The 15,790-nt window shown below is 58.9% G+C and carries 24 protein-coding genes; all 24 read right to left on the bottom strand.

Going from position 1 to position 15,790, the window contains the following annotated elements; genetic code table 11:
• Positions 1 to 19: 19 nt before the first annotated feature.
• The 24 genes from AC061P_RS02490 to AC061P_RS02605 all read right to left on the bottom strand — a co-directional run bounded on the left by AC061P_RS02490 (position 20) and on the right by AC061P_RS02605 (position 15,619).
• On the bottom strand, positions 20 to 415 hold the full coding sequence (locus AC061P_RS02490; RefSeq protein WP_480391726.1) for a hypothetical protein: 396 nt from the start codon (positions 413 to 415) through the stop codon (positions 20 to 22).
• Positions 416 to 484: 69 nt separating this feature from the next.
• Complete coding sequence (locus tag AC061P_RS02495) at positions 485 to 1,696, bottom strand: SU10 major capsid protein (RefSeq protein ID WP_480391727.1); 1,212 nt, start codon at positions 1,694 to 1,696, stop codon at positions 485 to 487.
• Positions 1,697 to 1,711: 15 nt separating this feature from the next.
• Positions 1,712 to 2,521 carry a hypothetical protein gene (locus AC061P_RS02500; protein WP_480391728.1) on the bottom strand — a complete coding sequence of 270 codons (810 nt, stop codon included), beginning with the start codon at positions 2,519 to 2,521 and terminating at the stop codon, positions 1,712 to 1,714.
• A gap of 69 nt (positions 2,522 to 2,590) precedes the next feature.
• Entirely contained in the window at positions 2,591 to 3,808 is a 1,218-nt protein-coding gene (locus AC061P_RS02505; protein ID WP_480391729.1) for a phage minor capsid protein, read from the bottom strand.
• A gap of 2 nt (positions 3,809 to 3,810) precedes the next feature.
• Positions 3,811 to 4,065, bottom strand: a complete 255-nt coding sequence (locus AC061P_RS02510; protein WP_480391730.1) for a hypothetical protein — start codon at positions 4,063 to 4,065, stop codon at positions 3,811 to 3,813.
• Positions 4,062 to 5,672, bottom strand: a complete 1,611-nt coding sequence (locus AC061P_RS02515; RefSeq protein WP_480391731.1) for a phage portal protein — start codon at positions 5,670 to 5,672, stop codon at positions 4,062 to 4,064. The genes AC061P_RS02510 and AC061P_RS02515 overlap by 4 nt, the downstream gene beginning before the upstream one ends.
• Before the next feature lie 8 nt (positions 5,673 to 5,680).
• A complete protein-coding gene (locus tag AC061P_RS02520) occupies positions 5,681 to 6,325 on the bottom strand; it encodes a hypothetical protein (protein WP_480391732.1) in 645 nt (214 codons plus the stop codon).
• 54 nt (positions 6,326 to 6,379) lie between these two features.
• A complete protein-coding gene (locus tag AC061P_RS02525) occupies positions 6,380 to 7,033 on the bottom strand; it encodes a phage terminase large subunit (protein WP_480391733.1) in 654 nt (217 codons plus the stop codon).
• Entirely contained in the window at positions 7,026 to 7,514 is a 489-nt protein-coding gene (locus tag AC061P_RS02530; protein ID WP_480391734.1) for a hypothetical protein, read from the bottom strand. Before AC061P_RS02530 ends, AC061P_RS02525 begins: the two co-directional genes overlap by 8 nt.
• A gap of 436 nt (positions 7,515 to 7,950) precedes the next feature.
• The gene (locus tag AC061P_RS02535) at positions 7,951 to 8,742 is read right to left on the bottom strand and encodes a DUF7340 domain-containing protein (protein ID WP_480391735.1); all 792 of its coding nucleotides are present in this window, start codon (positions 8,740 to 8,742) and stop codon (positions 7,951 to 7,953) included.
• On the bottom strand, positions 8,739 to 8,957 hold the full coding sequence (locus AC061P_RS02540; RefSeq protein ID WP_480391736.1) for a hypothetical protein: 219 nt from the start codon (positions 8,955 to 8,957) through the stop codon (positions 8,739 to 8,741). The genes AC061P_RS02535 and AC061P_RS02540 overlap by 4 nt, the downstream gene beginning before the upstream one ends.
• Positions 8,958 to 9,395: 438 nt before the next feature.
• The gene (locus AC061P_RS02545; protein ID WP_480391737.1) at positions 9,396 to 9,710 is read right to left on the bottom strand and encodes a hypothetical protein; all 315 of its coding nucleotides are present in this window, start codon (positions 9,708 to 9,710) and stop codon (positions 9,396 to 9,398) included.
• 307 nt (positions 9,711 to 10,017) lie between these two features.
• Entirely contained in the window at positions 10,018 to 10,563 is a 546-nt protein-coding gene (locus tag AC061P_RS02550) for a hypothetical protein (protein WP_480391738.1), read from the bottom strand.
• Positions 10,564 to 10,728: 165 nt separating this feature from the next.
• Positions 10,729 to 11,238: a single-stranded DNA-binding protein gene (locus tag AC061P_RS02555; protein WP_480391739.1), complete on the bottom strand. Its 510-nt coding sequence runs from the start codon at positions 11,236 to 11,238 to the stop codon at positions 10,729 to 10,731.
• A complete protein-coding gene (locus AC061P_RS02560; RefSeq protein ID WP_480391740.1) occupies positions 11,238 to 11,864 on the bottom strand; it encodes a hypothetical protein in 627 nt (208 codons plus the stop codon). The genes AC061P_RS02555 and AC061P_RS02560 overlap by 1 nt, the downstream gene beginning before the upstream one ends.
• The gene (locus AC061P_RS02565) at positions 11,861 to 12,271 is read right to left on the bottom strand and encodes a hypothetical protein (RefSeq protein WP_480391741.1); all 411 of its coding nucleotides are present in this window, start codon (positions 12,269 to 12,271) and stop codon (positions 11,861 to 11,863) included. Before AC061P_RS02565 ends, AC061P_RS02560 begins: the two co-directional genes overlap by 4 nt.
• Complete coding sequence (locus AC061P_RS02570; RefSeq protein ID WP_480391742.1) at positions 12,268 to 12,537, bottom strand: hypothetical protein; 270 nt, start codon at positions 12,535 to 12,537, stop codon at positions 12,268 to 12,270. Before AC061P_RS02570 ends, AC061P_RS02565 begins: the two co-directional genes overlap by 4 nt.
• On the bottom strand, positions 12,534 to 12,734 hold the full coding sequence (locus AC061P_RS02575; protein WP_480391743.1) for a hypothetical protein: 201 nt from the start codon (positions 12,732 to 12,734) through the stop codon (positions 12,534 to 12,536). Before AC061P_RS02575 ends, AC061P_RS02570 begins: the two co-directional genes overlap by 4 nt.
• Positions 12,735 to 13,337: 603 nt before the next feature.
• Entirely contained in the window at positions 13,338 to 13,649 is a 312-nt protein-coding gene (locus tag AC061P_RS02580; protein WP_480391744.1) for a hypothetical protein, read from the bottom strand.
• Positions 13,646 to 14,065, bottom strand: a complete 420-nt coding sequence (locus AC061P_RS02585; protein WP_480391745.1) for a hypothetical protein — start codon at positions 14,063 to 14,065, stop codon at positions 13,646 to 13,648. The genes AC061P_RS02580 and AC061P_RS02585 overlap by 4 nt, the downstream gene beginning before the upstream one ends.
• Positions 14,062 to 14,568: a hypothetical protein gene (locus AC061P_RS02590; protein ID WP_480391014.1), complete on the bottom strand. Its 507-nt coding sequence runs from the start codon at positions 14,566 to 14,568 to the stop codon at positions 14,062 to 14,064. The genes AC061P_RS02585 and AC061P_RS02590 overlap by 4 nt, the downstream gene beginning before the upstream one ends.
• 76 nt (positions 14,569 to 14,644) lie before the next feature.
• Positions 14,645 to 14,911 (bottom strand): hypothetical protein, encoded by a 267-nt coding sequence (locus tag AC061P_RS02595; RefSeq protein WP_480391746.1) that lies wholly within the window; start codon positions 14,909 to 14,911, stop codon positions 14,645 to 14,647.
• Positions 14,908 to 15,108 carry a hypothetical protein gene (locus tag AC061P_RS02600; RefSeq protein WP_480391747.1) on the bottom strand — a complete coding sequence of 67 codons (201 nt, stop codon included), beginning with the start codon at positions 15,106 to 15,108 and terminating at the stop codon, positions 14,908 to 14,910. Before AC061P_RS02600 ends, AC061P_RS02595 begins: the two co-directional genes overlap by 4 nt.
• 142 nt (positions 15,109 to 15,250) lie before the next feature.
• On the bottom strand, positions 15,251 to 15,619 hold the full coding sequence (locus AC061P_RS02605; protein WP_480391748.1) for a hypothetical protein: 369 nt from the start codon (positions 15,617 to 15,619) through the stop codon (positions 15,251 to 15,253).
• Positions 15,620 to 15,790 lie beyond the last annotated feature (171 nt).

A 15,790-nucleotide genomic window follows, 5' to 3' on the forward strand; every position in this document is an offset into this window, starting at 1 on the left:
TGCCGCGACCCCACGAGGGTTACTCGGCGGGGACAACCTCGAGCGAGTCGATGGGTGCTGGCGGTGTTTCTTCTTCGAAAACGGCCACATCAGTGTCCGCATCTTCGTCGTGGAGAACCTCAGCAACAACACCACGCCAGGCGGTGGCCATTTCGAGTGCTTCTGGTGTTGCGTCAGGCATCTCGAGTGCCGCAGTGAGGGCATCCTCGTTGAGCTTGACCGTTTCACCGGCGTGGATGGGAAGCTCAGCGATGCGCTTGGCTTCCGCATCGAGGGCTTTCTTTTCCGCCTTCTTCTCAGCGGCGGTCTGCTTGACGACGAGTTCCCAATCGCCCGGGTGCGGGAGCTGCTCCCAGCTCTCGTCAACGGTAATGAACGTCGTCGGCTTAGCGACAGACTTGAACGTGTTAGACAAGATGTCCTCCTTGGATCTGTGAGGCGGGGAGCGGGCGACCGTGTAACTGGTCGCCCGCTCTGGGGCGGTCTAGTCGAAGACCGGGAGGCCACGTAACTGAGCGTGAGCCTTCTCGTTTCCGTAAATCAGACCGATCTCGCCGTACAGCTGCGAACGAGTCGCAGCGCCGACCTTGGCCAGAGGCTCTTCAAAGAAGTGACCTTGCCCCTCAACTTCGAGGAAGAACGGTGCAAGCTGCTCAAGCGAAACAATCGCAAGAGCATCCTGCGGAAGCTGACGATCCAGCATGATGTTGAGCGTTCCGAAGTCCGTCTCGATCGTGGTGAGGTTCACACCACCCACGTTTCGGGTTCCGGCCATCGGGTCGGACTTCGCGTACGCGTCCGCGTAGGTAGCGGTGAGGTTCCGCTTCTGCGAGGAGTTGCACGCGATGGTGGCGTTGACCACATCACCGAGCCCGCCGTTGTCGTACGCCTTCTGGAACAACCCGTTGTAGGTGTTCAGCGTGGGCGCCGTCGTCGAGACCGGAATGGCCTTGATGCCGGTGCCGGTGCCGACCGTGATCGCTGCACCACCGAGGGTCGCCGCGATCTTGAAGGAAACGGTCGTGGATACCGACTGCACGAAGTACACCCGACCGATGACGATGCTCTTGAGAGCACCACGAGCGGTGAACACAACCTTGTCACCAGCGGTGAAGCTGTGAGTCATCGTGATGGTGTCCGTCGCGGACGTGCCGGGCACGGTTGCTCCGAGCTCAACACCGCCGTTGCTGTAGATCACCTTGTTCGTGGAGATCGCCTGCAACAGACCGCGGGTGCGGCGCTCTTCGGTGTTGTTGGCGGGCTTGTGGTACTCGCCGTTCCAGAACGCATGGTTCACGTCCTTCGCGACAGCCTTCAGCTCGTTCATGACCTGGTGATCATGCTCGTTGGCGATCGGGTTTGTGCCCTCAACACCAGCCGTGGTGGTCTGGTTCTGTGTGCCCTGCTTCGTGTACGAAGTTTCCACCGCAGAGTGGTGAATCTCGGCCACGTTCGTGACATTGGAGCGGACTCGCGACTGCCCGGCCGGAGCGTTCGCGCCCTCAAGCGCAACGTTCTGGTCGTTATCGCGAAGATCCTCGATCTGCCATTCCTTCTCAGTCGACTTCACCGAGACACCACCGGTGAGGCCACCGATGGCTGAGAGCAGAGGGGTAGCTTCGGGGGTGATCTGGAACAGTTCACCTACGAAGTTGGGCAGGTTGTATGTGGTGCCTTGACCGGTAATTCCGGGCATGTTGACTCCTAGGGTTTAGGCGGATGCCTTCGCTGCCGCAATGCGGCGCTTGAGCGTGATGGATGATGCGACATCCCCGTCTTTCGTGGCCTTCGCGAGAAGAGCCTCAAGGTCGGGGACACTGCCTCCCTGATGTCCTTGGCTACCTGAGCTAGGTGGGGTGGCTTTCAACGCCGGGTTGGCCTGCAACTCGGCGGTGATGATGGCTGCGATAGCCGCTTCATCCGTCGGCTCTACCGACGCGATGGAAGCTTTGAACTTCTCGTTAGCGAGAAGCAGTTTCGGGGAACCGCCAAGACCGTGCGCGAGGATGGCGACCTGTGTAGAGATCTGGCCAGCTTTCGCTGCAGCTTGTGCGGTAGTGAGGGTGGCGTCTTGATCGGACACCTTGGTGGTGAGTTCCGTTACTCGAGCCTGCAACTTCACAGGGTCAGTCTCGATGGCCTCGTCACCGGAGAGAAGCTTGGCGAAGTTCGCGAGTGCATCCTTCGCACCCTGCTCGGCAGCGGTCTTCGAGGCGGTGGCGAGGTCGGCTTCGAACTTGAGTCGCTGCTTCTCGACGTCGCCCTTCACGTTTTGGATGAGCTTCCACGCTTTGTCCGGGTCGAACTTGGTGGGGTCGTCGCCCCACGGCGGTTTCGCGTCAGCAGCGTCAGCAGCGTCAGCAGTTGCTTTCGCGGCAGCGGCTTGAGCGGCAGCATCGCCACTGTCTCCACCTTCGCCCTCGCCGTAACGGATGCCCATGAGCTGATGCTTCGTACGCCCAACAACGGCCATGCCGTCAACGTCACGCTGGGCAGGGATAATGCTGGTCTGGATAGACACGGTTGTACTCCTTCGCGGCGCCTGGCCGAGTTGGGTGGATCGCCTGCTCTTGCAGGACGTGTGTGGTGGCTATTTGCCGTCTGCGAAATGCAGTTGCTCGCGGTAGTTCGACCTGTTCCGGCCGGTGTCGTTGATAAACCCACGCATGCTTGCTTGGCGCTCCCGCACTACACGCTGTGCACGACGGCGGGAAACATCATCACCAGCAGTGACAGCGTCACGTTTAGCTGCACGGATGTCGCGCTCGAGTTCGCGTTGTTTCGCGCGTTCCTTTTCCCGCTCGGGGGAGTACTCGACACCTTTTTGAGGGTTCGACAGGCCGGGCAAATAGGCGACCGCTCTATCGCGACAATTCGGGTGCCCCCACCCTGCAGCCTTCGCCTGGTCAAGTGTCCCCGCAATGGTGATTGACACCATTCGGTCTTCCGTAGCGTGAGGCATTTGGATAACACCGGTCTGCCCGTTGGTGGAAAGAATTTTCCCAATCCATGGGGCGCACAGCTTGCAGGCGTCAATCCCACCAACGATGGTGACAAGTTTCAAACCTGATTGCTGCATCCGCCATGTGCCGGCGTCTTCGTAGGCACGACGTACAGCAGTGCGTCCCGCCATTTCTGCGTAGGAGCCGATGCGCCAGTTGCGGCCACGTCGATCTACGAACCCGGTGATGCCCTGTGACAGGAACTGTTGCACAGCCTGAGCTTGTGCAACCTTCATCGTCTGCCCGGTGAGGATCTGTGTTGACGCGGTGAACGAGATGACCGTCTGGTATGCGTCTTGCGGGTAGCGGGAGATGCGCAGGTGCATCGCCTCAAGGCGTGAACCCAAGTCGATGGTGAGTGCGGCAACAGCCTGTGTTGCTGTGCCGGTCAGTGCGCTGGTTTGGGGGAGTCGTGATGCCATTCGCAACCGTGCGGCGGCAGCAGCCTCGCCTTCTTTCGCGGCGATGTCGATGAGTTCCTGTGCGAGCCCTGCACGGCGCAGTTTGTCGGTGACCTCGATCGCGAGGAACTGCAACTCCCGAATGGATTGGGCACGGTATGCGGCAAGTTCAGCAAACGCACGGTTCTGCGCTCTCCGATCAATGAGTGCTTTAGTCTGCTCGGCAGTCAGTGTCGCGGTGGCGAGCTTCTGCTGCAACGCCATGTCACGGTAGGAACGTCTCGCGACCTCACGAATCAGTTCATCCTCAGCGCCGGCGTACCGGGCGGCAAGTTCAGCACCGAGTTCCTCGATCAGATCAGCGGCAGGTGCAAGGTTCTCAAGGTCTGGCACATAGACGGGCACAGTTAGTCCTCGTCATCATCAATCGCTGTGTGGAAATCATCAATGTTGAGGGTGAGCGCGCGAGCAAGGCCAAGGCTGACGTAGATGGGCTGACCGTCAAGGCAGTCCCACATCATCGTTGTCTGGCGGGATTCGAGGTTCTCGACTGACTGGCCAGCGCACTGAAGCACATATCCGGTGAGCATGACCCCTTCAGTTTCGGAGGTGATGTGGGCGGCTATCGCGTCGTCGAGCGCGGCTTTAGTCTCGGCGGTCACGGCAGGACTTCCTCGTCAGGTTCTTCGTCGCCGGTGAAGGTGGCAGGATCCGGGGCAGGTGTGCCCTGTTCCTTCTGCACTCTGGCGATCTCTTCCTTGATCTCAGTCTCAGTCAAGTTGTCGTCACGTACCCGTTCACGCACCCGCGCTTCAAGAGAGATAGCGCGAGCCATGTCAAGGATTTGTAACGTGCGTGCCCGCTTCTCAGGGTCTTCCTGTGAAATCTTCGCGAACGTAACCTCAGGAGGGTCAAATTCGCCGCCACCCTTACCCGGGAACACCACACCATCGATAGCTAGCGAGATGCGTGCGAGCTTTGCGAGAGCAGGTCGGGCGTGGATGCCCTTCACGTCTCGTGTGGCCTCAGATTCGCTTCTGTCGTCGTTCACCTCGGTAGCAGTCTTGTTGCCGGAGGGTTGAACCTTCCCAAATTCCTTCGGGGACAGGCCAATCGTGCGCAACACCCGACGCTCGAGAGCATCAATGATGTTCAGGTGTGTTTCATCCCGAATATCGAACTGAGTTTGTGTGATCTGCGACGCCAAAGAGTCACCGGATTTTCCGAGCGCGTTGATACCCGAATACACCTGGCGGTACACATCAAACGTGGCACCCTTACCAACACCAGCAGTCTCAAGGTACGACTCAGGGACAGTGAGGCGACCCTGCCCGTTATCAACATCACGGAACAACGACGACCACATCTGGTCAACCTTGTCGAACACAGGTTCGTTGCCGAGGAAATCGGAACGACCAACCGATGCGAGAGGCCCGAACTGTTCCCAATCCGGGTTAGGCAGCATGTTGGGGATGTACGAGACAGCCATCTCGGGAACACCTGTCGCAACACTGACCGTGTACTTACCGTCAGTGGCGAGAGCTAAATACTCCACAGGGGAGATCAAGTCTGAAAGGTAGGCAGTTTCCGTGTGCTCAGTGATGGGCACAGCGTGACCGAGAATGTTCTCGCCACCCTTGTGGAGGGTGTACCGGATTAGACCAGCCGTGTGCTCCTCGATGAGGCGAAAGATGATGTTTGCGTTGTCTGTGCGGTACTCAGTCCACAGCTTCACCGATGAGAGGCGACCATGACGGAACGTGGGGATCGCTACATCAGCACGGTACGCCTTCGGGAACACATGGTCAGCAACCTCGGTGTCCCACACTGGGGCAAGGTAGGCGCCGCCAAGAGCGGAAGCGTACTCGCCAGCGATGAGGAGCTGCGAGTGGGACTCGTCGGAACGCATGATCAGGTCGAGACGTTTCTGCGCGGGCTTGTTCTTGTCCTCGAAATCGGGGAGCTCAATGCGGGGTGCTTCACCAAACAACAGTGACGATGACTTCTGTGCAACATCAGCAGGGAGAGGCAAGTGCAATTGGGTGCGGTTCTCACCCTCAGCGACAGGTTGCCCCCAAAACATCTTCGACAGCCCACCAATAACACCACCACGGTGCGCAACACCCTTATGCAGATGTGTTGCGACACCCGTGCCGGAGTAGATCGCTTTGATGGTGGCCATGTCGCCTGCCCACCAGGCGCGGTGCTCGTTGTAGCGTGCGCCCGCAATGTGGAAAGGGGAGGGTGGCCACTGGTCAGCGTTTACCATGAGGCCTCCTAGGCTGCGAGCTTGATGTGTTGACGCCAGATGTTCTCGGTCGTGACAACGCCATAACGGTTCTGGTCAAGGGAATGGTCAGCAACCTTCAGCGGCTCGTCCTTGCCCTTGAGCGTGGCTTCGGGATTCCACGCGTAACCGGGTGCTTCTTGGATGAAGCGGGGGCAGCCGCGGGTCGGGTTCTTCTCCGTCGGGCGTGCGATGAGCAGCTTCCCGGCACCAAGCAAAGATGCGACAGTGCGGATGCCGTACAGGACCTCGTTGTCGGCTTGAGTGGAGATGAGGCCATCCTGTGAGAGTTGCACCCTGAACGATGCAGCAGACGGGTCAAGGATCGTGTACCGCGGTTTCATCGGCGGGTACGTGTCGATCGGTGTATGTCCGCCGGCGTCCAACCATGCCCGCATTTGCTTCGACAGTTCCGAGTCGGTAAGTTTCGCGTGGCTGATCTTCGAGTCGTACGTCCACTCATCAACCATGAACAGGCGAGGTGCAGGACGGCCGTACGCGTCAGTTTCGGCGCTGATGGCGAGGATGCCTGCAACGGTGGGGTTCGTGGTGCCGTAGTCAATCGCACAGCACAGCAACTCACGCATCTGCGGAAGGTCATCCCATGGGATGGTGTGCTTCGACTGCTCCCACATGTCGTAGATCGCACCCTCAGCAGCAACCCACTCGCCAAGGATGAAACGTTTGTACTAGAGTCCGGTGAATTCGGACTTGACTTGGTTCTTGTATTCCTCAGACAAGCCCGGGTTGTCATCGAGGGTGAAGTGCCAGGTGCGCCAGTTCTTGAGGTCAAGGCCGATGCGGTCGAGGAACTTTGCTTTCAGCCAGTGTGCGGGGCTGTCAGGGTTCGTTGTCCCGAACAGCTTCGCGCCGGGGGGTGACATGCGTCCAAGGAGTTGTGTGAAGAACTCCTCAGGGATGACAGTGATCTCATCCACGTAGGCAAGAGCAACGGTCAGACCACGGAGAACTTTCTCAGCCTTCTTGTCATTCGCGCCGAGCACATGAACTGTGCGGCCCATGATGCGGCCTGTAGGTGCGCCGGCTGTGTAGTGCACAAGCTTCGCGAGGGGCCCGAATAGTGCTGTGTCCATGAGTGGTTCGAACACGTTCCGGTATGCCGAGTCACGTGTGCGGGCGATGACAACAATCACACCACCACGAGCAAACATGACCGCCATGAGAAACCGCAACAAAGAAACGATCGTCTTACCTGAACGGATCGCGCCCTCAAAAATGTTGATGCGCGCCCGAGACTCCTTCAATGAACGAATCTGCTGCGGGCCAAGCGTCGACATCTCCGGTAACGGCTCACCATCAATAGTGAGAAGCTCGTCAGTCATCCTGCAGCCCCAACTCGAGGATGAGGTTCATCAGCAACGACTCCGCCTCACCAACACCCTCATCGTCATCATCACGGATCAGATCGCGGGCATCCTTCAACGCCAACGACGTCGCACGGTGCAGATTCAGCAGGTCACCAGTCGGCGCCCGATCGAGTTGATGCTCCTCATAGGAGTTCTCTTTGCCACCGAAGTTGAACGCAAGGAACGGCTGATCGATCGCCACCAGATGATCGGCAGCCTTCGACATCAACTCCTCAATCAACTCGACACGTCGAGCCTTCATGTCCATCTGACGAGCAGCAACAGCAGCAGCGGTTGGCCCTCGGTCGAAGGTGAGTTCTTCCTCCTGCGCAATGCGAGTGACCGCTGATGGGGCGATGGTCACTTCGCGAGCGATAGCGTTCCGAGCCATGCCAGACTTGATCAGCTCGATGATGCGCGCACGTAGCTCGGGGGCGACTGGTCTTCCTCTGGCCATAAGGTTCACCTCGTTGCGTCGCCTGGACGCGTTCGGATGAGGCTTGGCCTCGGGGTTGTAGGGTTCGGCAGGCCTACGCAGGTACACCTCGACCCGAGAAAGGTAACGGGTGGTGCTCGTAGCTGGTGTCCTTCGCCTGTGATTCCTTTTCAGCGTTGACGCGGAACTGCCGAAGTGTGTTCCCGGCCCGACTTGCACGGGCTGCAACCAGACCGGAGAGCGACTACCGGGGATAGGCGGGGAGGGTGTTCCGAACATCGTCGCGAGGTGTGCACTCTCTGGGAGGCTAGTTGGCCGCGTCGGCGGTCGGAAGTTGTTAAACGAAAGAAGGCCAGCACCCGAAGATGCTGGCCTTTCTTAGCGAAGTGTGTGGCTAGGCAGACTCGTGCCGAGCACTTGCAATTATGCCATGAAACGGTCAGGAATTACACCATTGTTATTTCGGCGTGTCGGCGTGTTCTTGTTTTGCTCGTGTTTTGGCTTTCCGTGCTTTGCTCTCGGCTTCGGCGGCGTCTTTGGCTGCCCATTCGTCGCGTACTTGGTCGGAGGTTTTGCCTCCGAGTACGACGGCGAGGTGTTCGAACAGGTCGGGTGTCCATGCGACACCGCATGCTGAGCATCTCGCTTCGCTGGTTTCTCCTGTTTCCCTGCTGCGGTGGAAGTTGAGGGCTGCTGAGCGAACGTGCTGACCGTCTTTCTGTCGGTACACGTATCGGTTGTTGCAGTGTGGGCAGGGTGCTTGAATTTCGCGGGATGAGGGAGGGTTGAAGAAGTCCTCGATACGTTCCACCCAACGGGCGAGGAGCTCGTAGGAGGTGAGCTGGGTGAGTTGGTCGAATACGGCTGGTTGCCCTTCGGTCGGGTTGTCGACTGGCATGCGGGTGGATACGGTGACCATTTTGTCGTCACGGGTTTGACCAGCCCACAGGCGCACATATGCTTCGGCGTGTCCGTACGGGGTGGGGATGTTGGACACGGAGGCGAGAGCTTCGGTGGCTTGGTTGGTGATTTCGGTGAGGAGGTCAGTGGCGGCAGCGTCGATGGGTGGTTTCGATCCGAACGATGCGCCACCTCCGGTGTTCTCCATCCCGGAGAACACTGCCTCACGAAGCTGCTGGAGGAGTCCCTTCTGGGGCATGAGGGTATTGCCCGATTCTCTTGTCACCGGCACGAGGTGTTCAGCGGTGAGCTTCTCGAGGAGCTGCTGGAATGTTGCGCTCTCGGTCATGGTGTCTCCTGGTCGTGTTCGTTTTGCAGGTCGGTGATGCGTTGTTCCCATGTAGCACGGCCGGTACGGAGGCCGTCGATCCTTGCGGTGAGGTCGCGTCCGCGTTCTGTGCGGCGTTGTTCGCGGTTCATGTTTTCGAATTCTTCAATTTGGGCGATGAATTGGGTGAGGGTGTAGCGGGCGGTGGAGAGTTGATTTTCGATGGGGCGGGTCATGACTGGCCTTTCGTGTCGGTGGGCAGCAAGTCGAATAGGCCACCGGTCCATTCGGGTGGGCGGGTGCTGCCTTGTGGGGTGTAGTCGTCCTCGTCTAACGTCCACCACTCATCGGTGCGCATGTCGAACACGGTGGTTTCGCGACATCCTTGGCAACGAAATGCGTGAAGGTCACGCAGAGGCCACGCTGGTACACGTGTCGGCAGATGCACCCATCGACCGAATCGGCCCATTTTGGGGCGGGTGCTGTCGGTCAGTTCGCCTGGGAGTGGGTATCTGAGCCCTGTTGTGACCATTGGTGGGCGGTTGTCCCCACAACTGCACCGTTCGGTTTTCGGAGGCGGGCAGATGTTCACGGGTGTTTGTTCCTCGAATGGTTCCCACGTCACCCGTTGACCGTCCCAAGATGGTGGCATTCGGTGCTTCACAAGAAATAGCTCAGCCATTGTTCTCTCCTTCGGGTGTGCGCGGTTCCAGTACGATGTCGGCGTACCTGAGCAGGATGCCCTCGAAGTCGTCACTTCCCGCAGTCAACGGATTCCACCGCATGCTCTCGGGATGCGTCTCGTCGTTGTAACGCGCGGCTGCATCGCGAAGCGCCCTCGCCGTGACCTCCCGGTCATGATCGGCAAGCCAGCGGTTGAACGCTTCTTCGGTTCGCTTGTCGTCAATATGTGGGTGCTGCTGTTGGCCACCGACAAGGACGAAGTCCAAAACCTCTTCGGTGGTCGGCGTGTACTCGTTGTCACTCATGCGCTAACCCATTTTCCTAGTCGCACGAACCCGTGCGTGCCACAGTCCGAGCAAAGAATCGACGGCTCAATATGCAACGGGTACTCGCTTACAATCTGGTGGCCGCCTGACTGCCCGACATTCGTCAGTAGCGGGGCAATCCGGAACCTATTGCCCGTGCGAGTCGAGCGGCACACATGTGAGAAGCGCCACCCGTCAGTGGTGTGACGGATAGCTAACGGCAGCCCTTCCTCATCAAGCCCGACGCGGACGAGGGGTGCGATCGTGTAGTCGCCGTAATTTATTTCAAGGGGTTCGCTAACGCTGCTCATCGCTTCTCTCCTGTCTCGTGCGGTACGGGGGCGAGATGTTTGAGCACTGCTTTGGCGATAGTGCGGTCGATGGGACGCAACATTCTGCCGCCCCAATTCGGGTTTCCCCACGCCTCCTCGATTACGAAAGCCAGCGACTCGATAGCCTCAGCAGTCGGCTCTACCGGGACAGGGAGACGGACAGCGAGCCAAGCAAGAGCAGCGTCCGCACGCTTGTTCCACCACTCCGCCTCTTCGCGATCACCATGCGGCTCTTCGTCCGGTTGCGCTTCACGTTCCCACTCATCCTGCGCTTCCCAGTCTCGAACCCTTTGATGGCAACCGTCATGGTCACCAACCAAAGCAAGGACTTCGCCCAGCGCTTCCCGTTCGTTCTCGCTCGGTACGGTCACACGCTCCAAAGCTGTTAGAGCGCGCTCGATGGCTTGAACCGCCTCTGACACGTCGGCGTTGGTCATGATGCCCCGCTCAAAAGGATTTCCAATGGTGTCATTCCACTTGCGCGCCTTAGTGATCAGGTCGGCGTTAGATACTTCATTCATTTCAGGCGGCTTCTTTCTGGTCGTTTGTGTGACAGGGGCAGATACAGCCCTCAGATAGTGCCCATGGGTTACGACACTTGCCACAGTGTCGGGACTGTCGCGGATCCCCACCAGAAGCAGGAAGCCAGGCGTTACGTGTGTGACCTACCGGTCTTGACTCAGCCATCAGAACGGCGTCTCGTCGGAGTAGTTACTGGGGGTGTTCCACACATCACCCGAATAATCACCAGCAGGCGGCGACCACGACTCCTGAGCCCCCAACACCGGCGCCTGAGGCTCACGCTGCTGCACCGATGACTGCCCACCATCACGCGGAGCACGAACCACCTGAGCAGTCGCATAGCGGAGGCTGGGACCAATCTCATCCACCTCGAACTCCATGCTCGTGCGCTTTTCGCCCTCTTTGGTTTCGTAGGAACGCTGACGGAGACGACCTTGCGCAATAACGCGGCTGCCCTTCGTCAAGGTTCCAGCCACATGCTCCGCGAACTCACGCCAGCACGACGCACGCAAGAACAACGCCTCGCCGTCCTTCCACTCATTCGACGCACGATCAAAGTTCCTCGGCGTCGACGCGATCGTGAAGTTCGCCACCGCCAAGCCGCCCTGGGTGAACCGCAACTCTGGATCCGCAGTGAGATGGCCCACCACTGTTATTACTGTCTCGCCGGCCATCACAGCCCTCCGTTTTCCTGTAGAAACTTTTCCGCCAGCACCACACGCTGGAAGACCTCACCATCGCCGCCCAAGTCCGGATGCGTCGCACGCTTAGCCGCACGCACCAACTCACGCGTCGTCGGGACATTGCGGAAGCCTTCAGGAACCGCATTCAGCAAGAACTCGCGGGCACCCTTGTCTGTGGTGAATCCAGACGGCAGCGGCGTTGCACCCTCGATCGCCAAGAAGCCCCGGTACTGCTCGCCGCGCTTCGTAACCCCGTAACGATCCACCTTGCGCAACGCCTCCAACGCCAACGCGATCGCACGCAGATTGTCCTCCCACCGCGTGAACGTGTCACACGGATACGACAACGGCCCAAACTTCGAATCCAACGTCAGAATCAGACCTGGATGCGCCGGTTTCGCGGTCGACCTCGGGAATCCATCCAAACGGAAAGCCTCACGCGGGATCGCAATCTGCAAGAGCACATCCTTCGCCCCCAACTGCCCCAGCTCACGACGCAGCACCTGCAACGTCGCCGACTGAGACGAGGCAAAATTCGACCGCAGACGATCACGAGTCAACACGCCCGGCCACTCCACAATCGGCTGCACCTTCATACCGTCAGGCCAATAGCTCACAGTTCTACCTCTGTATCCTTCTCGATTGATTCCGCGAGCGCCGCGGAATTTGTTGCAGCTCGGGTTAGGCGGCTCGCTGCGGCTATCCCGTCTGCGAGTGACAGCCCTTCTAGAGGGATGTCTTCCAAAGCCAGAGACAAGTTCACGGCTTCGTCGTAGTCGACGTTCACAGGGACACTCGCAACCACCCCGTCCTCGTACATGAACACCGAATCAGCGAAGCCGCCTGCTGCGATGTAATCAACAGCCCAGCAATCACCATCGACTAGCCCGGGATCGCCAACATTCCACGACTCACGGTCATCGGTCGGACGCTGACGGCAATCTGCACCCTTGACAGCAGTGCAACGGAGCTCAAGGCGAAGCTCTCCACCATCTGCAACAACCACCAGCCTGTGAACACTCATGCGCTTGCTCCTGACTCTGAAGCGGGCGGTTCATCGACGCGCGGAATCTTCCATTCTTCAATCCCGCTCTCTGAGCCGATGATGGTGAAGTCAACGTCGAACTCCGCAAGTTCCACGACAGGACCGACGTACGATTCCATCGCCGCAACCTGATCCCAATTGAACGTCTCGACGTACCCGCATCCTCGAGATTCATGATCGACACACACCAGCTTTTGCAGCACTCCATTACGCTGCTGAAGCGTCAGTTTCATGCGGTGTTTCATGATTCGTCTCCCGACTCTGAATCGTGCGATTTAGGGGCGTGCTCCGGGCATAGTGCCTCGTCGCGGTCGGGGTCGTATTCCCACCCGGTCGGCATTACTTCTTTCCAGTTCGTCACACCCTGAGCGCGATGATCGACAATCCAGTCATCACACCCGGTCTCGGAATCACAAATGAGAATTGCGAGGTCGGCTTTCATCGCTTAGTTCCTGTCTCTGAATCGTGCGGTTGGCGTGGTGGCCAATTCGCTGCGTGAGTGCAATCGGCACAGCACACATTCGACCGACTGCAAGAAGCGAGCGACGCATCACAAGCAGGGCAGTCATCTAGGCCGCCTGCCTCTGAATCGTGCGGGTCGTGGTTGGCTTCTGGCTCACCGCAATAGGTCTCGTCCGTGCCGTCTGCCCTATACGTGCATTCGTCGTCGTCAGGATGCCCAGCGACGCCAATGAACAAATGGCCAAGCGGGAGATACCCGCCGTTGTGACGCCTTGCCCTATCCAGCAAGTCAGCATCAATCGGGTTCATTGCTGCGATCGCCAGGAACCGCGCATCAGCAGCCTGTGAATCATGCGGTCCCATGCGGGTAGGTACTTCACCCTTGAATCGACCCGGAACCCAACCGTACAAATGACAATCGGGACAACGCTTATTCACCCACCCACGACTGAGACGCGAGCTTGCCGCTGTCGCTGCGTCTCCATAGCCAGCAGGTAACGGCCAGTCATGAAGAGCGTTTGGGCACGACTCACGTGGGCCGGGGCGGTCGTCGCCACCACAGATGTAAACCGCGTTCCTTCGGCTAACCACGGACGGCCTCCACTGAGGCTTGCGATTCTGGCAATGGGTTCGGCAACAGATCATCGTTGTCAGGACAGATCGAAAGCAGCACCGGCACATCCTCGTGAAGACACCACGCATCCTCATCAATACCCAGATCAAGAGCCACCGAGAACGGACACTTACGCAGATCAGGCTGGGTGTCCACACACCGCTGCGAATGCAAGATGTACACCCGCTGCTCCGCAGACACCGCACGCCCAAAATGCTCCACCGCATCCCGGCACACCCCCACGATCTGCTTCGTGAGCTCCGCACTCTCTAACCGACTCATGCGCTCGGCCCCGACTCACGCAACCTACGCTCAATCGCCTCAATCCACGCCACCGCAACAGCAGCAACCTGAGTCAACTCCCCAACCAACTTCGCCGGATCATCCTCAGCCATCACCTCGAAAACCTCCTCAAGCAAAACGTCAGCCCAAGTACCAGGACGATCCGCCAACGTCTTGAAACGCCAATCAGTACGACCACACATCACATCCCGAATGAAGTGAGCCTCATCGTCGTCAGCGAACCCCGTCGCCGTCGCCGCATACAAAGGCATCGTCTCCGGACCCGTACCATCCGGATGATTCTGCACACCCCACCGCGCATCCTGACGAGCACGCTCCTGCGCAACCTCCATCAACGCCTCGAACACCGTCTGCGGAGCCGTGATCAACCACTGCTCAACTGCACCGTTAGTCATGCGAGCTCACCGCCAATGACCGCGCTGAGCTGCGCAGCATTCGTCGGAAGGTAATACAGATCCCCAACAAGGTGAGTGTTGTGCAAAGGCAACGCCAAACGCTCACACCGCCGGCTATCGTCACCCACCGGCCCGATGCAGACCGTGCACCGATCCTCATCGTTCTCGGCGAGAAGATTCCCCTGGACATCTCGAACTGCGTACTCGGCAACTGGCGGCTCAAGGCCCTCAAGCTCGATACGCAACAACCGCACCCAACCATCAACCGCAACATCCGCCACAGCCCAATGCGGCCAGTGGTCACCAGCGACAAACGCAGGATCAACCCACACCGTCGACGCCGCAGACGAACGCACCACATCAGGCTCAAGACGCACATCCAACCCAGCCGCCGCGAGCGCCGCGTTCCCGTCTTCAATCAGGAAATGAACGAGCCTGAAGATTGGCGCGACTACGAACAACGCCGTGTCCTCAAACACCCACGCCTGAGGAATCTCGACCACCGCTTTCGCTAACGGCCGCTTCGAATGACCACAAGAACACTCCAACGTGCCCCCAGGCTTCCGCCAAAAATCATGCTCATGAACGTCCGCTGTTAGATCCTTCTTTCTCTGTAATCGGTTGATAATTGGCGACGAACTGCACCAGCTCGTCAGCAGACATCCGCGCCAACGTGCGCTGAGCTGCCAGATAACGGAACGCTTGATCCACCGTTGTGAAGTTGAAACCGGCCCCACGAAGATCAGCCAACGTGCGGCGCTCCCACGCAGCATGAGACTCAAGGATTGATGTCAACCGTTGAGCCTTCGCCCGCGCTGCCCGGGGAGTCTTCGTTGAGAGCGTCATGCTGAGGCCTCCACGAGCGCCGATCGTTCGACCTTCGCGTCTACATAGCCGATAGCGTCAGCGAACGATCCGAAATGCACCGAACCATGCAACGGGCGACCCTGAGGAATCGACGGGTGAGAGACACGCCAATACTCACCAGGCGAACCCCACATGAACGAGAATCGCTTCCGAATCACCCACTTCTCGACATTCATCCCCTCGTTTTCTCCTGCGCGTTCAGGAACGAGAGATATCTCTGTGGGGTGAGTAAGTCGTCCGTAAGTCCGTCCGTCCGTCCGTGCTAGGAGCAAACGGCTAGCTGAATCGGGATTCGCTACAGCGTTGCTAGGCGGGTTGCTAGACATTTGCTACCCGCTTCGCTTTCGCATGGCCACCACGTCGACCGTTCTCAACGGCTGTGTCGTGAATGGCCTGCGACTCCGCACCAACCAACTGGCGGGTACCCCAGTTGCGGATCTGCCACCCACCCTCGACGACATCCCACAAGCGCACCTCAGCAAGCAGTCGAGCCTCAATCGGGGTGCCATGCACGAACGGCAGCGCAGCCCGCTTGATCATCCCCGAAGTGTCATGCCCGGCTGCGTACGCCAACGAGCAGACGTACACGAAAGCGGCACCCTTACCCTTCGGTGACTTCCCAAGTAGCTCGAGGATCTTGTCGTGCGTCGGCAGATTGGTATCCGCCCTGAACCATGGCAGCGCCATTACCTCATCACTCCATCTCGTATTGCCCCGATCAGTACCAAATATTCGGTAGCTGTCAGAGGGTTGATTTGCTCCTTGTCACCGGCGTCATCGAACCGCCACCACGTAGAATCCACGCGACGAAATGTGGGCACCAGGAGGGGGTCGAAACCTGAACGGATCGACCAACCA

The organism is Rhodoglobus sp. G.S.4 (genome assembly GCF_056619605.1).

Coding starts and splice junctions, on each gene's coding strand:
- AC061P_RS02515 (WP_480391731.1), bottom strand. CDS start 5,672: ATGGTAAACGCTGACCAGTGGCCACCCTCCCCTTTCCACATTGCGGGC.
- AC061P_RS02520 (WP_480391732.1), bottom strand. CDS start 6,325: ATGTGGGAGCAGTCGAAGCACACCATCCCATGGGATGACCTTCCGCAG.
- AC061P_RS02525 (WP_480391733.1), bottom strand. CDS start 7,033: ATGACTGACGAGCTTCTCACTATTGATGGTGAGCCGTTACCGGAGATG.
- AC061P_RS02550 (WP_480391738.1), bottom strand. CDS start 10,563: ATGAATGAAGTATCTAACGCCGACCTGATCACTAAGGCGCGCAAGTGG.
- AC061P_RS02495 (WP_480391727.1), bottom strand. CDS start 1,696: ATGCCCGGAATTACCGGTCAAGGCACCACATACAACCTGCCCAACTTC.
- AC061P_RS02570 (WP_480391742.1), bottom strand. CDS start 12,537: ATGAAACACCGCATGAAACTGACGCTTCAGCAGCGTAATGGAGTGCTG.
- AC061P_RS02555 (WP_480391739.1), bottom strand. CDS start 11,238: ATGGCCGGCGAGACAGTAATAACAGTGGTGGGCCATCTCACTGCGGAT.
- AC061P_RS02600 (WP_480391747.1), bottom strand. CDS start 15,108: ATGAATGTCGAGAAGTGGGTGATTCGGAAGCGATTCTCGTTCATGTGG.
- AC061P_RS02545 (WP_480391737.1), bottom strand. CDS start 9,710: ATGAGTGACAACGAGTACACGCCGACCACCGAAGAGGTTTTGGACTTC.
- AC061P_RS02565 (WP_480391741.1), bottom strand. CDS start 12,271: ATGAGTGTTCACAGGCTGGTGGTTGTTGCAGATGGTGGAGAGCTTCGC.
- AC061P_RS02530 (WP_480391734.1), bottom strand. CDS start 7,514: ATGGCCAGAGGAAGACCAGTCGCCCCCGAGCTACGTGCGCGCATCATC.
- AC061P_RS02605 (WP_480391748.1), bottom strand. CDS start 15,619: ATGGCGCTGCCATGGTTCAGGGCGGATACCAATCTGCCGACGCACGAC.
- AC061P_RS02595 (WP_480391746.1), bottom strand. CDS start 14,911: ATGACGCTCTCAACGAAGACTCCCCGGGCAGCGCGGGCGAAGGCTCAA.
- AC061P_RS02575 (WP_480391743.1), bottom strand. CDS start 12,734: ATGAAAGCCGACCTCGCAATTCTCATTTGTGATTCCGAGACCGGGTGT.
- AC061P_RS02540 (WP_480391736.1), bottom strand. CDS start 8,957: ATGACCCGCCCCATCGAAAATCAACTCTCCACCGCCCGCTACACCCTC.
- AC061P_RS02535 (WP_480391735.1), bottom strand. CDS start 8,742: ATGACCGAGAGCGCAACATTCCAGCAGCTCCTCGAGAAGCTCACCGCT.
- AC061P_RS02580 (WP_480391744.1), bottom strand. CDS start 13,649: ATGAGTCGGTTAGAGAGTGCGGAGCTCACGAAGCAGATCGTGGGGGTG.
- AC061P_RS02585 (WP_480391745.1), bottom strand. CDS start 14,065: ATGACTAACGGTGCAGTTGAGCAGTGGTTGATCACGGCTCCGCAGACG.